The following is a 14,575-nucleotide window of genomic DNA, read 5'->3' on the forward strand; positions in this document are numbered from 1 at the left end:
CCCGTACGAAAGGCACCCATGAGTGACGACACGGCTACCGCCGCCCAGGCCGGCCGGATCCTCGCCGCATCCGAGGAGATCCGGGCCGCCGGCGGCAGCGCCCCCCGCGCGGGCCGCGATCCCATCAACACCCCGATGATCCGCAACTGGACAGAGGCGATCGGCGACGCCAACCCGATCTACGAGTCCGAGGAGGCGGCCGTCGCGGCCGGCCACGGCGGACTCGTCGCCCCGCCCGCGATGGCCCAGGTCTGGACCATGCGCGGCCTCGGGAAGACCCGCGAGTCCGACGACCCGCTCGGCAACATGACCGATCTGCTCGACGCCGAGGGCTTCACCTCCGTCGTGGCCACCAACTGCGACTCCACCTATCACCGCTATACCCGCCCCGGCGAGGAGGTGACCATCTCCTCGGTCCTGACCGACGTGGTGGGCCCCAAGAAGACGGGCCTGGGCGAGGGCTGGTTCTTCACCACCCGCAACTACTGGCGGGTCGGCGACGAGGTCGTGGCCGAGATGGACTTCCGGATCCTCAAGTTCCGGCCGCCGGTCAAGACTGCCGAGCCGGCCGCCTCCGATCAGATCGTCGCGAGCTCCGGCTCGGCCACCGACGATCTGGTCGTGGGCAAGGTCCTGCGGCCCTCGGTCTCGCAGGACACCCGCTTCTTCTGGGACGGCGTCGCCGCCCACGAGCTGCGCATCCAGAAGCGCGAGGACGGCTCGCTGCAGCACCCGCCCGTGCCGGCGCTGTGGAAGGACAAGACCGAGCAGACCGACTACGTGGTCTCCTCCGGCCGCGGCACGGTCTACAGCTTCGTCAACCACCACGCCCCGCGCGTGCCGGGGCGCACCCGGTTCCCGTTCGTGATCGCGTTGGTGGAGCTGGAGGAGGGCGTACGCATGCTCGGCGAGCTGCGCGACGTCGACCCGGCCGACGTCGAGATCGGCATGGACGTCGAGGTGGAGTTCCTCGACATGCCCGGTGATTCCAGCGAGGACGCGGCGTTCGGCACCGAGCCGTGGACGCTGTACGCGTGGCGGCCCGCCGGTGCCGCTCCTGTCGAACGCCAGATGTCCGAAGTCACGGAAGGTGGCGCGAAGTGAGCGAGAACAGTGCAGTGACCGGCGCGGTCTGCCCCGCCGAGCCGCCCGCCGCGCGAGTGGGGGACACCCTGCCCGAGCTGGCCATCGAGGGGACGCCGACGTTCATCGTGGCCTCGGCCCTGGCGACGCGCGACTTCCAGGATGTCCACCACGACCGGGACCTGGCCCACCAGAAGGGCTCGAAGGACATCTTCGTCAACATCCTCACCGACACCGGCCTCGTGCAGCGGTTCGTCACCGACTGGGCCGGACAGAAGGCGCGGATCACCTCCATCAAGTTGCGTCTCGGTGTGCCCTGGTACGCCTACGACACGCTGACCCTGACCGGTGAGGTCACGGAGATCGCGACCGACGGTCTGGTCACGCTGAAGATCGTCGGCAACGACTCTCTGGGCGCGCACGTCACCTCGACCGCGACCCTCTACATGAACGGAGACCCGCAGTGAGCACGCTGGCTTCTGAGTCACTCGCCAACCGGGCGGCGATCGTCGGGATCGGCGCCACCGACTTCTCCAAGGACTCCGGCCGCTCCGAGCTCCGACTGGCGGCAGAGGCCGTGCAGGCCGCCGTGGCGGACGCGGGACTGCAGCCGTCTGACGTCGACGGCCTGGTGTCCTTCACCATGGACACCAACACCGAGATCGCCGTGGCCCGCGCGGCCGGCATCGGCCACCTGAACTTCTTCTCGCGGATCCACTACGGCGGCGGCGCGGCGTGCGCGACCGTCCAGCAGGCCGCGATGGCCGTCGCGACGGGTGTCGCCGAGGTGGTGGTCTGCTACCGCGCCTTCAACGAGCGCTCGGGCATGCGGTTCGGGCAGGTCAACTCGGCGCTGGTGCAACAGGTCAACTCCTCCGGCACCGACAACGCGTTTTCCTACCCGCACGGGCTGTCCACGCCGGCCGGGTTCGTCGCCATGGTCGCGCAGCGCTACATGCACGAGTACGGCGCCACCAGCGAGGACCTCGGCCGGGTGGCCGTGGTCGACCGCAAGCACGCCGCCGTGAACCCGGCCGCGTTCTTCTACGGCAAGCCCATCACGCTCGAAGAGCACCAGAACTCGCGCTACATCGCCGAACCGCTGCACCTGCTGGACTGCTGCCAGGAGTCGGACGGCGGGCAGGCGATCGTGGTGACCACGCCCGAGCGCGCGAAGGACCTGCCGCACAAGCCGGTCTCCATCGCGGCCGCGGCGTCGGGCTCCGGACCGGACCAGTACATCATGACCTCGTACTACCGTCCCGAGCTCGCGGGACTGCCCGAGATGGGGATCGTGGGCGACCAGCTCTGGAACCAATCCGGGCTGCGCCCCGACGACATGGACATGGCCGTGCTCTACGACCACTTCACCCCGTACGTCCTCATGCAGCTCGAGGAGCTGGGTTTCTGTGGCCGCGGCGAGGCCAAGGACTTCGTCCGGGAGCCGGGCGCCCTCGAGGTGGGCGGCCGCCTGCCGCTGAATACTCACGGCGGCCAGCTGGGCGAGGCGTACATCCACGGTATGAACGGCATCGCCGAGGGCGTGCGCCAGCTGCGGGGCGATTCGGTGAACCAGGTCGCGGGGGCGGAGAAGCTCGTCGTCACCGCCGGTACCGGCGTCCCCACCTCGGGGCTCGTCCTCACCGTCTGAGCCGACAGGCTCCCGTCCCTCCACGTCGTCAAGAGTGTTTCGCACACGCTTCCCGAGAAGGGGGTGTGCGAAACGCTCTTGTCGTTGATGGAGGTGGGCGGAGACCGGGCGTGTGCGGAGTGGTGCCCGGGGCCTCTCGTCGTCCGGTGGTGCGGTGGCGGGTGCGCGTCGACGACCCTAGCCGCGCAGGCAGCCGCGCACGAACGAGCCGATGTCGCGGACCGCGGCCCTGGCCTCGGGGACCAGCGGGTGGAACGCCTGGAACACGTGGAACTGGTGCGGCCAGAGTTGGAACTCGTGCGTCACGCCGTGCTCGGCGAACTTCTCGGCCAGCCTTGCGATCCCGCCCGCGAAGTTCTCCGCGCCGCCGCACTGGATGAGGAAGGGCGGCCAGTCGGGGGAGGGGCGGTAGTTGATCGGCGAGATCGCGGGGTCGTCGGCGTCGGTGCCCGGCGCGTACTGGGCGCGGCACATTTCAGCCATCCCCAGGGCCAGGAACGGGTCCTTCTTCGCCCTGTCGCGGGCGGACATGTCGGAGAAATCCAGGTCGACCCAGGGGGACATGAGGACGACGCCCGCGGGCATCGCCTCGCCCGACTTCTCCAGGTGGGCGACCAGTTGCAGCGCGAGGTTGCCGCCCGCCGAGTCGCCGGCCACCACGATGTTCTCGGCGGGAAAGCCCATGTCGAGCAGCCACTGGAAGCCGGCGATCGTGTCCTCGGTGGCGGCCGGATGCGGATGTTCGGGGGCCAGGCGGTAGTCGGGCAGGAACACCGGTGTGCCGGTCTCGGCGGCCATCCGCGAGGCCAGGGCCTTGTGCGACCAGGGCGAACCGAAGGTGAACCCGCCGCCGTGGACGTGGTAGATCACCTTGTCCGAGTCGAAGAACCTCTTCCGGCCGACCCACAGGCCCGGCACCGGACCGTCCGACGACCAGTCGGCGGTGGTTTCCAGGGCGGCCGCGCGGCCCGCCCCGGAGGTGAGGGCACGAAGCCGGTTGAGCGAGGCCTCGGTGGGCGGCATGCGATCCAGCGCGGGGCGGACGAACATGCGCAGGCCCCCGGCCAGGCCGCGGGCGCGCAGGGTGCCCTGCACGCCGGGGCCGGCCAGGAGCGGTGCGCGCTGGGAGGGCCGCTCCGCTTCGACGTCGGCGGAGCGCTGACCGTCCGCCGGGACGTCCCCGGACCCTGTCGCCTGGGGCAGTCGGAGTCCACCGTCGTACGGGGCGCCCGTCCGCCGGGGCCGCGATCCACTCATGTGCGCAATGTAGATGTCGGAGCGAGGTGACGGGTGTCGAATCGCCGCTGCTACCATAAATCCCAGCTAGAACTCGTTCTCGTTCTCCGGGGATGGCGCAGGCCACGGGCCGGTCTGGACACGAGAACAAGTTCAGGTCACAATGTGACAGTAGCCACATCTGCCCTCAGTTAGAAGGAATTATTCCCGCGATGACCGACGCAGCAGCCGATCACACGTCCGACCCCCTCGCCGGGACCAATCCCGAGATGAACCAGGCATTGGTGTTCGAGGCGATCGTCGACAAGATTCCTGACAACCTGCTCCTCACCATGGACGGCGAGGACTTCACGTACCGGCAGATCGATGATCTGGCCAACCAGATGGGGCACGTGCTCCGGGCCCACGGCACCGAGCCGGGCGATCATGTCGCGCTGTACATGAAGAACAGCACGCCGCACATGGCCGCGATCATCGCGACCATGAAGATCCGGGTCGCCGGCATCAACGTCAACTACCGCTACACCCCGGCCGAGCTGGTCTACCTGTTCAACGACTCGCAGTCGACCGGAGTCCTGGTGGACGCCGAGTTCGCCGAGACGATGGCGGCCGCGGCGCCCAAGCTCGAGACCGTCAAGACGATCTTCTCCGTGGGCGGCGTGCCCGAGGTCCTGGCCACCGCGTGCGCCGAGAACGGCATCGCGGTCGTCGACCTGGACTCCGAGATGGCCACCCAGTCCACCGCGCGGGATTTCGAGCCCGCGCGAGGCGACGACAAGTGGATCGTCTACACCGGCGGCACCACCGGCTTCCCCAAGGGCGTGCAGTGGAACCACTCGGACTACTACTACGCGTGCCTGTCCGGCGGTAACCCGTACGGCGACAAGCGACACAGCCCGGCCGAGGTCGCCGAGCACATCAACCCGGACGGCGGGTTCCGCGTGGTCATCTCGGCGCCGCTCATGCACGGCGCCGGGCTGTTCACCCTGCTGACCTTCGTCAACCTCGGCGGACACCTGCTAATGTTCCGCGACTTCGACCCGCAGGCCATCGTCGAGACGGTCGCCGAGCGCCAGGGCCAGATGCTGGTGTTCGTGGGCGACGGCATGGCCGTGCCGATCACCGACGCGATCGTGGCCAACAAGGACAAGCTGGACTTCAGCTCGCTGTTCATGGTCGCCTCCGGCGGCGGCATCTGGTCCAAGGCCACGCGTGACCGCCTCCTCGAGGTCCTGCCGAACATCATGACGCGCGACAACTTCGGTGCCTCCGAGTCGGGCAACGACGGAGAGCTGGCCATTTCCGAGAAGGCGGAACTGACCCTGCCGTCGAGCGCGCGCATCGGCCTGATCAACGAGTCCAACCAGCCGATCAACCCGGGCTCGGACGAGATCGGGTACATCGTGCGCCGCGGCCACGTCCCGGTGGGCTACTGGAACGACCCGGAGAAGACCGCCAAGACCTTCCCCGAGGTCGGCGGGCGGCGTGTCTCGGTGCTCGGTGACATGGGCCAGATCCGTGAGGACGGCACCATCGTCTTCCTCGGTCGCGGCTCGGGCTGCATCAACACCGGCGGCGAGAAGGTGTTCCCGGAGGAGGTCGAGCAGGCGATCAAGGCCCACCCGGCCGTCCACGACGCGCTGGTCGCCGGCGCCCCCGACGAGCGGTTCGGCCAGAAGGTCGCCGCGGTGGTGTCCTTCCGCGAGGGCCAGTCGGCCACGAACGAGGAGCTGACCACGTTCCTGCGTGAGTCGCTGGCCAACTACAAGGTGCCCAAGACGATCGTCGACGTCCCCGAGATCCGTCGTTCACCCGCCGGCAAGGCCGACTACAAGTGGGCCAAGGACCAGGTGTCCTGACGGACCGGTAAGCACGACTGACCCACTGCGAAGGCCGGGTCCGCCACCAGGGCGGGCCCGGCCTTCGTACGTGCCCCCGTAGTATCGGCGGCATGCGCAGATTCGATCCGACGCCGCGGATCCGCGGCCTGGTGCGGTCGTATCGCGGTCGGCACGGCCGTCGCGCCGGTGTGCTCGCGGTGCTGTTGGAGAGCGACGACGACAACGCCGCCGCCGAGCTGACCGTCCACCCGTCACAGGTGCGGCTGCCCCGGACCGTGATCTATGCGGCCGCCCGCAGCAGGGGGCTGGAGCCCGTCGGTGGTGCGGCAGCGCTCGCGCAGCGCGGACCGTGGATCGACCCGATGCGGTTCGTCCGGCCGTCGGAGGGGAGTGCCGGATGAGCGCGGGGTGGCTCCTCGTCGCGCTGGCGCTCCTGCCGCCGGCCCTGTGGCTCCTGGCGATCGCGGTGGTCGCGGCGCGCGGGAGGCTGCGCCGCAGAGGGGATGAGAGGACGCGCCGGCTGCGACTGGCCCGCATGTTCGGGCGCGGTCTCGGTGGTGATGTCGTCGTCGTCCCCACCGCGGATGTCGATCTGCCCGAGCACGCCGTCCTGGAGGTGGCCGCGGGGGCGGGGTTCCGGTTCATCGGGTATGAGCGCGCCGACACGCCGCTGCGCAGGCGGGTGGGCGTGTTCGTCCGCGTCGGAGGGCCGGTCGACGCGGTGATCAGGGGCCCGCTGGGGTCGGGCGAGCGGGCGAAGTCGGCGGTGCACGCGGGGAGGGCCCCGGCGCCCCGGTAATGTCGCGCGCATGCGCATCGGAATGGCCCTGAACTACAGCGGCGGGTTCGCCGAGACCGCGGCGGAGGCCGCGGACCTCGAGCGGGCCGGACTGGACATCGCCTTCGTGCCGGAGGCCTACTCCTTCGACGCCGTTAGCCAGCTCGGCTACCTCGCGGCCCGCACGTCCACTATGGAACTCGCGTCCGGGATCCTGCAGATCTACACCCGCACGCCCACGCTCACCGCCATGACCGCCGCCGGCCTGGACTTCGTGTCCGAGGGCCGCTTCACGCTCGGACTGGGCGCCTCGGGCCCGCAGGTCGTCGAGGGCTTCCACGGCGTGAAGTACGACGCGCCGCTGGCCCGCACCCGCGAGATCATCGAGATCTGCCGCCAGGTGTGGCGGCGCGAGAAGGTCGTCCACGACGGCGCCAAATACCAGATCCCGCTGCCCGCCGACCAGGGGACCGGGCTGGGCAAGCCGCTCAAGCTCATCAACCACCCGGTGCGAGAGAAGATCCCCATCGTGCTGGCCGCGCTCGGGCCCAAGAACGTGGAGCTGGCCGCCGAGATCGCCGACGGCTGGCAGCCGCTGTTCTTCCACCCCGAGAAGGCACACCTGGCGTGGGCCGACCCGCTGGCCAAGGGGCGCGCCAAGCGTGACCCGTCGCTCGGTGAGCTGGACGTGTACGCAGGCCCGCCGCTGGCGATCTGCGACGAGAGCGAGGTCCCGGGCTATCTGGACTTCGTGCGCCCGCACCTCGCGCTGTACATCGGCGGCATGGGTGCGCGCGGCAAGAACTTCTACAACGAGCTCGCCTGCCGCTACGGCTACGAGGCCGAGGCCGAAAAGATCCAGGACCTGTACCTGGACGGCAAGAAGGACGAGGCGGCCGCGGCCGTGCCGGACGAGCTCGTGCGGTCCGTCTCGCTGATCGGGCCCGCCTCCTACGTCGCCGAGCGGGTCGAGGCGTTCCGCGAGGCCGGCGCCACCACGCTCACCGTCGTCCCGATGGCCATGGACGCGCCGGGCCGCATCAGGCTCGTGGAGCAGTTCCGCGACCTCTGCTGAGCAGCGCGGGACCCGCGCCGACATCCGCTCCCGCGCCCCGGTCGGTTCCCGCGAAATGACCACACCCCGCGGCACGGGGCCGCGGGGTGTGCAGGTGAGCCGTACGGCCCGATCGGATCAGCGATCAGGCGAGGTCGACCACCACGTTCTTGAGGACGGGGGCGTCCTCGCGCTCGACGACAGTGGCCGCCACGAGCAGCTGCGTTCCCTCCTCCCACACGCGGATGCGCATGGTCTCGCCGGGGAAGAAGATGCCGCCGAAGGTCACGCCGTAGCCGCGGACCTTCTCGACGTCGCCGCCCAGCACCTCGTCGACGACCGCGCGCAGCACCAGGCCGTACGAGCACAGGCCGTGCAGGATCGGGCGCGGGAAGCCGGCCGCCTCGGCGAAGGCCGGGTCGGAGTGCAGCGGGTTGCGGTCGCCACACAGGCGGTAGATCAGGGCCTGCTGCGGCAGGGTCGCGACCTCGATGGTGTGGTCGGCCTCGCGCTCGGGGTACTCCACCTTCTCGGAGGTGCCCCGCTCGCCGCCGAAGCCGCCCTCGCCACGGGCGAAGATGCCGGACCGGGCGGTCCACAACTTCTCCCCGTCGGCGGAGACCGTCTCGGACTCCTGGATGATCACCGCGGCCGAACCCTTGTCCTGGATCTCGGCGATCTTCGTCGTCGTCGTCGCGGTCCCGTCGGCCGGGATCGCACGGTGCAGGCGCACGGACTGGCTGCCGTGCACGACCTTGGCCAGGTCGATCTCCACGCCGGGGAACGACACCCGCGGCGCCTCGGTCACGTTCATCGTGGCCGCGACGGTCGCGAACGACGGCAGCACCTTCGGCGCGGTGTCGTGGATGTACTCCAACCCGGTGGTGTCCATCGGGTCGCCCGCGGCGCCCACCCCCAGCGCGTAGAGCGCCACGTCGGAGGCGGTCCAGGAGAACTCCTGCGAGGGCAGTTCCGCCCCGAGGGCGGTGTTCAGATCGATCGGCACTTCTCAGACTCCGGTCTTCTCGGTGGTCGGGGCGGTGGCGAGCATGTTCTCGATCGCGAGGTAGCCGAAGACCAGCGCAGGTCCGATGGTGGCGCCCGGGCCGGCGTAGGTGTGGCCCATGACCGGCGACGAGGCGTTACCGGCGGCGTAGAGGCCCTCGATCACGGAGCCGTCCTCGCGCAGGACACGGCCGTGGACGTCGGTGTTCGCGCCGCCCTTGGTGCCGAGGTCGCCCGGGACCATCTTGACCGCGTAGAACGGCGCCTTGGCGACCGGGCCGAGGCTCGGATTGGGCTTGTTCGTGGGGTCGCCGTAGTAGTGGTCGTACCCGGAGGCGCCGCGGTTGAAGTCCTCGTCGCGGCCGTTGGCGGCGAAGCCGTTGAACCGGTCGGCGGTCTTCTGCAGCGCCTCGGCCGGCACGTCGATGAGCTCGGCGAGCTCGGCGAGGGTGTCTGCCTTGTGGAAGTTCTCCGTCGCGAGCCACTTCTTGGGCAGCGGCTGCTTGGCCTGCAGGCCGGCGAAGAGGTAGCGGTTCTTGTACTCCTGGTCGAAGACGATCCAGGCCGGGACGTTCTCGCCCGGGGCGTCCTTCTGCCCCTCGGGAGCCTGGCCGAACTCGCCGCCGTACATCATGTGCCCGGCCTCGACGTAGGGCAGGGACTCGTTCATGAAGCGCTCGCCGCGCGAGTTGACCATGAACGAGCACGGCAGCGACCGCTCGGCCAGCGCGAACCACGGGCCGCGCGGCATGAGGATCGTCGGACCCCACCAGGCGTCCTCCATGAAGGACAGGGCGGCGCCCGTCTTCTCCATGTACTCGATGCCCTCGCCGGTGTTGGCGGCGGCGCCGACGGTCCACGAGGTGGGGATGGGCTGACGCTGGTACTTGTCGCGCATCTCCTGGTTGTGCTCGAAGCCGCCCGAGCCCATGACCACGCCGCGGCGGGCACGGAGGGTGACCTCTTCGCCGTTCCGGGTGACGGTGATGCCGACGACGCGCTCGTCATTCCCGGACCCCTCGGTGACCAGTCCGGTCATGGGGGTCTCGAGCCACACCGGCACGCCGGCGTCGAGCAGGCCCTTGCGCATGGCGGCGATGAGCGCGCGGCCCATACCGACGGAGTTCTGCTTGCGGGCCTTGGCGAGGAACATGCGCGCGGCGACCCGGATCGAGCGCCGGATACCCTTGGTGTGCGGGCGCTGGAGGAGGTTGAGCCAGCGGTAGTCGGACTGCATCACGACCATGTTGGCCGGGGCCTTGGCGTAGCCCGGCTCCAGCTTGTCGGCTTCGGGGCCGAGCTGGTTCAGGTCGAAGGGGCGGGGCTCGACCGAGCGGCCGCCTAGGCGGCCTCCGGGGGCCTCTGGGTAGTAGTCGGAGTAGTCCTTGACCCACTCGAGCTGCAGCGGGCTGTTGGCGAGGATGAAGTCGAGCACCTCGGGGCCGCGGTCGATGTAGGTGTCGATGCGCTCGGGGGCCACGACGTCACCGATGATGGACCGCAGGTAGGTCCTGGCGGCCTCCGGGGTGTCCAGCACACCGTCGCGCTGGAGCACGGAGTTGCCCGGGATCCACACGCCGCCGCCGGAGCGGGCGGTGGAGCCTCCGTAGTGTGGGGCCTTCTCAACGAGGACCACGCTGAGGCCCTTCTTTGCTGCCGCGAGGGCGGCCGTCATGCCTGCTCCACCGCTGCCGACGACGACGACGTCGAATTCCTGGTCTGCCATGTAGAACACGTTATAGAACTGATGGCAATCGCGCCAGACGCCCCAGGTAGCATCCCCCTCATGCTCAACGAGGAGACCCGTGCCACTCTCGCGCAGCGACTCTGGGACGCCGAGGCCGGCGTGACCCCGATCGCCCCGCTCACCGACGACCACCCGGACCTGACCCCGGACGACGCGTTCGAGATCCAGCTCGTCAACATCCGGCGCAAGCTGGATGCGGGCGCCGTGGTCACGGGCCACAAGGTGGGCCTGGCCTCCAAGGCCATGCAGGAGATGATGGGCGTCGACGAGCCCGACTACGGCCATCTCCTCGACACCATGGAGTACCCCGAGGGCACGCCGATCGAGGCGGCGAGGTTCTGCTTCCCCCGCGTCGAGGTCGAGGTGGGCTTCATCCTCGGCGCCGACATCCCGCCGGAGGGCTGCTCCCAGGAGGAGGCCGCCGCCGCGATCGAGTGGGTCGTGCCGTCCATCGAGTTGATCGACTCGCGGATCAAGGACTGGAAGATCACCCTCGGCGACACGATCGCCGACAACGCCTCCTCGTGCGGCTACGTGGTGGGCTCCGGCCGCGTGCGCCTGGCCGACATCGATGTGGCGGCCATCGAGGCCACGCTCTACAAGAACGGCGAGTTCCTCGCCTCCGGCCGCTCCGATGCGGTGCTGGGCAACCCGCTCAACTCGGTCGGTTGGCTGGCCTCGACCGTCGCCAAGTTCGGCGTGCGCCTGCGCAAGGGCGACGTGATCCTGCCGGGCACCGCCATCCGCGCCATGGACGCAACCCCGGGCGACGCCTTCCGCGCCGACTTCGCCGGGCTGGGCTCGGTCTCGATGGAGTTCCGCTAGCGGTCTGCGTTGAGCGCACGCCCCGCCGCCACGGCCACCCGGGTGACCAGCGGCTCCAGTCGGGCCAGCGCGCTCTCGTCCGCCGCGCTGGCCGACAACGCCGCAACCGCCCGAGTTCCCCCGGGGGCCGGTCCGGAGTCGACGGCGGCGTCGTCGTCAAAAACCGGGGCGGCCACGCAGTACAGGCCGGGCGTGAGTTCGGCATGGTCCAACGATCGCCTCCTGCGCCGGATCTCGGCGAGCTCGACCGCCAGCGCGTCCGCCGAGGTGACGGTGGTGTCGGTCCACGCCACCATCGGCCCCCGGGCCACCCGCGCGGCGGCCTCGTCGTCGAACGCCAGCATCGCCTTGCCGACCCCCGTGCAATACGCGGGCAGCCCGCCCCCGATCCGTGACGGCGACGGGATCGGCCGCGGCCCGTGCAGCTTGTTGAGGTAGACCACCTCGTCGCGGTGCAGTGTCGCCAGGTGGACGGTCGCGCGCGTGGCCTCGAAGAGGTGCGCGAGAAAGGGCGTGAGGACCCGGCGGATCCGCTCGTACTCCGGCGACACCGGGATCGGGTCCAGCTCGTGGATCAGCGGACCCAGCCGGTAGTGCTGGCCGATCCGCGTGACCGCGCCGTTGCGCTCGAGCGCGGCGAGGAGCCGCAGTGTCGTGGACTTGGCCAGCCCTGTGGCGCGCGCGAGTTCGCTCAACGTCAGGCCGCCGCTGCCCGCGGCCGTCGCGCGCAGCACGTCGAAGGCGCGATCGACGGGGGACGCGGGGGGCTGTGTCATGTAGCGAGTGTAGCGCGATGCTCCGACACAGTGCCCGGTCTAATTCGAACACTTGCGCGATAGTGGGACGGCGGGTACGATCGTACATACGTTCTACTGATGTGCGGCGGGGGTGGCGATGATGACGACGACGTCGGGGGGTTCGTTGTCTGCGGTTCCCGAGTCCTCCTGCTGCGAGGATCTTGCCGCTGTGAGCGAGGCGGCGCGGTCGGCGACGCTGGCGCAGAATCGGGCCGGGGCCACGCGGTTGGAAGCGGCTGCGTTGTTGGTGCGGCAGCTGGCTCGGGCTGCTGAGGCCGACGATTCGGGGCGGCCGGGGTATGCGCGGTTGGATCCGCAGGCGCGGGCCCGTGACCATATGGCGGCGGCGTGTCAGCTGACGTGTTGGCATGCGGGCCGGTTGGTGATGGCCGGGGTGCAGATCCACACCCGGCTGCCGCGGATGCTGTCCATGGTCGGGCGGGGGCTGTTGCCGGAGCAGTTGGCCATCGATATCGCCTGCCGGTTGGCGCAGGTGCCGGACGCGATCGTCTCTGATGTGGAGGATGCGGTCATGGCCCGCGTCGGGCACGATCTGGACGGTGGTGACCGGCCGTCGCGGTCGGCGGTGGAGGCGATGATCGACCGGGCCGTGGAGCGTCTGGATCCCGGGGCGGCGCAGGACGCGGTAGATGCGGCCACAGAGTCGCGCACGGTGCGGTTTCGCCGGGGCCGCGACGGGATGGCCTCGATGTGGGCCAAGCTGCCGATCGGGGACGCGGAGATGCTGCGCTGCAGGATCGAGACCGATGCCGCCGCGGCCGCCGCCGACGGGGTGCCGCGGCCCATGGACCAGCTCCGCGCTGATGCACTGTCGGCGTTGGCGGTGTACTCCCCGTCCGGGCCGGCCGAGGTCGTTGATGGCATCGAGCTCGGCCAGGTGCAGGTCGGGGCGGACCTGCCGCGCCCGACGGTCGGTAACGCCGCCGCCGCGAGCGGTCAGCCGATCCGGATCAGTGTGATCGCCGCGGCCGCGCGGGGACTGCCCGATCAGGTGGAGTTCGTCACCGGCGCGTACACCAGCTTCGACTGGCTGTGTCAGGAACTGCTCGAGGGCGATGACGCGCGGGTGCGGTTCGAGATCATCGACCCCGCCCCCGGCGCCCTGGACACCCCGGAGCGGGCACTGCGGTACGTCCTCTCCCCGGCGTTGGCCGAGCGGATCCGGCTGCGTGACGGCACCTGCCGCCATCCGGGCTGCGCGGTCGATGCCCGGGACTGCGACATCGATCATGTGATCGCGTTCGACCGGGCCACCCCGGAGTTGGGCGGGCCGACCCTGGAGTGGAACCTGGTGTGCTTGTGCCGCAAACACCACCGCGAGAAGACCTTCGGCACCAACTCCTACCGGCCCGGGCCGCTGGGCGAGCTGATCATCACCACCGACACCGGGCACCAACACCGCACGCGGCCGAAGGGTCCACTGGCCCGGGCACGCGAGGGCATCCAGGAACAGGTCGAGATCATCCTCAACGACAGACTCTTCTCACCCGACGGATACCTCACCAACCCACCCGGAACCGACAGACGCGACCGACCCGCCTGAAGCGTCAGTTCTCTGGTGTTCTACTGAACGGCACACTCGTTTGTGGCGGGGGTTCCGCGCGGGCGAGACTGCTGTCATGACGGAGAAGAAGAAGCTCACAGCCGCGATCGTGGGGTCCGGCAACATCGGTACCGACCTCATGTACAAGCTCGAGCGCAGCGAGTACATCGAGCCCAGGTGGATGATCGGCATCGACGCCGAGTCCGAGGGGATGAAGCGCGCCGCCGAGCACGGCCTCACCTGCATGTCCGGTGGTGCCGACGAGTTGCTCGCCTCGATCGAAGCCGGTGGCGAGAAGCCCGACCTGCTGTTCGAGGCCACCAGCGCCTACGTGCACAAGGAGTACGCCCCCAAGTACGAGGCCGCCGGCATCGTCGCTGTCGACCTCACTCCCGCGGCGGTCGGCCCGATGGTCATCCCGCCGGCCAACCTGCGCGAGCACCTCGACGCCCCCAACACCAACATGGTCACATGCGGTGGCCAGGCCACCATCCCGATGGTCCACGCGGTTTCCTCGGTCGTGCCGGTCGATTACGCCGAGATCGTCGCCTCCGTCTCCTCGGAGTCGGCCGGCCCCGGCACCCGCGCCAACATCGACGAGTTCACCGAGACCACCAAGATGGCCATCGAGCAGGTCGGCGGCGCCAAGCGCGGCAAGGCGATCATCATCCTCAACCCGGCCGAGCCGCCCATGATCATGCGCGACACGATCTTCTGCTCGATCCCCGAGGACGCCGACCACGACCTCATCACCACCTCCATCCGCAAGCGCGAGAAGGAGATCCAGGAGTACGTGCCGGGTTACCGGCTGCTCCAGGAACCGCAGTTCGACCCGCCCACCGAGATCACCGGCGGCATGGCCCGCGTCGCGATCTTCGCCGAGGTCGAGGGGGCCGGTGACTTCCTGCCGCCGTACGCCGGGAACCTCGACATCATGACCGCCGCCGCCGCGAAGGTGGGCGAAGAGATCGCCAAGACGAAGCTCGGAGTGTGA

The 14,575-nt window shown here is 69.8% G+C and carries 14 protein-coding genes; 10 read left to right on the top strand and 4 right to left on the bottom strand.

Annotated features, from left to right (window positions below; translation table 11 throughout):
• Positions 1-18: 18 nt before the first annotated feature.
• From ACWIFB_RS01005 to ACWIFB_RS01015, 3 genes are read left to right on the top strand one after another with little or no spacing between them, the layout of a single operon-like run.
• A complete protein-coding gene (locus tag ACWIFB_RS01005; RefSeq protein ID WP_454057015.1) occupies positions 19-1,104 on the top strand; it encodes a bifunctional MaoC family dehydratase N-terminal/OB-fold nucleic acid binding domain-containing protein in 1,086 nt (361 codons plus the stop codon).
• Positions 1,101-1,550: a MaoC family dehydratase gene (locus tag ACWIFB_RS01010; protein WP_452099619.1), complete on the top strand. Its 450-nt coding sequence runs from the start codon at positions 1,101-1,103 to the stop codon at positions 1,548-1,550. Before ACWIFB_RS01005 ends, ACWIFB_RS01010 begins: the two co-directional genes overlap by 4 nt.
• Entirely contained in the window at positions 1,547-2,734 is a 1,188-nt protein-coding gene (locus ACWIFB_RS01015; RefSeq protein WP_452099618.1) for a lipid-transfer protein, read from the top strand. The genes ACWIFB_RS01010 and ACWIFB_RS01015 overlap by 4 nt, the downstream gene beginning before the upstream one ends.
• Before the next feature lie 177 nt (positions 2,735-2,911).
• Here the strand turns inward: ACWIFB_RS01015 and ACWIFB_RS01020 are convergent, their stop codons facing one another.
• Complete coding sequence (locus tag ACWIFB_RS01020; RefSeq protein ID WP_454057016.1) at positions 2,912-3,991, bottom strand: alpha/beta hydrolase; 1,080 nt, start codon at positions 3,989-3,991, stop codon at positions 2,912-2,914.
• 191 nt (positions 3,992-4,182) lie between these two features.
• On the opposite strand from ACWIFB_RS01020, the gene ACWIFB_RS01025 reads away from it, so the two are divergent.
• From ACWIFB_RS01025 to ACWIFB_RS01040, 4 genes are all read left to right on the top strand, one after another.
• Positions 4,183-5,829 (top strand): AMP-binding protein, encoded by a 1,647-nt coding sequence (locus ACWIFB_RS01025; protein WP_452099616.1) that lies wholly within the window; start codon positions 4,183-4,185, stop codon positions 5,827-5,829.
• 92 nt (positions 5,830-5,921) lie between these two features.
• Entirely contained in the window at positions 5,922-6,212 is a 291-nt protein-coding gene (locus ACWIFB_RS01030) for a hypothetical protein (protein ID WP_454057017.1), read from the top strand.
• Positions 6,209-6,610, top strand: a complete 402-nt coding sequence (locus tag ACWIFB_RS01035; RefSeq protein ID WP_344988711.1) for a hypothetical protein — start codon at positions 6,209-6,211, stop codon at positions 6,608-6,610. The genes ACWIFB_RS01030 and ACWIFB_RS01035 overlap by 4 nt, the downstream gene beginning before the upstream one ends.
• Positions 6,611-6,620: 10 nt before the next feature.
• Positions 6,621-7,664: an LLM class F420-dependent oxidoreductase gene (locus ACWIFB_RS01040; RefSeq protein WP_454057018.1), complete on the top strand. Its 1,044-nt coding sequence runs from the start codon at positions 6,621-6,623 to the stop codon at positions 7,662-7,664.
• A gap of 124 nt (positions 7,665-7,788) precedes the next feature.
• Here ACWIFB_RS01040 and ACWIFB_RS01045 read toward each other — a convergent pair whose 3' ends face one another.
• Together ACWIFB_RS01045 and kstD are read right to left on the bottom strand one after the other, a co-directional pair.
• A complete protein-coding gene (locus tag ACWIFB_RS01045) occupies positions 7,789-8,649 on the bottom strand; it encodes a MaoC/PaaZ C-terminal domain-containing protein (protein ID WP_452099612.1) in 861 nt (286 codons plus the stop codon).
• A 3-nt stretch (positions 8,650-8,652) separates the two neighbouring features.
• A complete protein-coding gene (gene kstD, locus ACWIFB_RS01050) occupies positions 8,653-10,374 on the bottom strand; it encodes a 3-oxosteroid 1-dehydrogenase (protein ID WP_452099611.1) in 1,722 nt (573 codons plus the stop codon).
• A 60-nt stretch (positions 10,375-10,434) separates the two neighbouring features.
• Here kstD and ACWIFB_RS01055 point away from each other — a divergent pair, with 60 nt between their 5' ends.
• On the top strand, positions 10,435-11,220 hold the full coding sequence (locus tag ACWIFB_RS01055) for a 2-keto-4-pentenoate hydratase (RefSeq protein WP_452099610.1): 786 nt from the start codon (positions 10,435-10,437) through the stop codon (positions 11,218-11,220).
• Here the strand turns inward: ACWIFB_RS01055 and ACWIFB_RS01060 are convergent.
• Positions 11,217-11,996, bottom strand: a complete 780-nt coding sequence (locus tag ACWIFB_RS01060) for an IclR family transcriptional regulator (protein WP_452099609.1) — start codon at positions 11,994-11,996, stop codon at positions 11,217-11,219. The genes ACWIFB_RS01055 and ACWIFB_RS01060 overlap by 4 nt on opposite strands.
• A 190-nt stretch (positions 11,997-12,186) precedes the next feature.
• On the opposite strand from ACWIFB_RS01060, the gene ACWIFB_RS01065 reads away from it, so the two are divergent.
• Both ACWIFB_RS01065 and ACWIFB_RS01070 read left to right on the top strand, forming a co-directional pair.
• Entirely contained in the window at positions 12,187-13,581 is a 1,395-nt protein-coding gene (locus ACWIFB_RS01065) for a DUF222 domain-containing protein (protein ID WP_454057019.1), read from the top strand.
• A 76-nt stretch (positions 13,582-13,657) separates the two neighbouring features.
• The gene (locus ACWIFB_RS01070; RefSeq protein ID WP_454057020.1) at positions 13,658-14,575 is read left to right on the top strand and encodes an acetaldehyde dehydrogenase (acetylating); all 918 of its coding nucleotides are present in this window, start codon (positions 13,658-13,660) and stop codon (positions 14,573-14,575) included.

The organism is Dietzia sp. NPDC055340 (genome assembly GCF_053645335.1).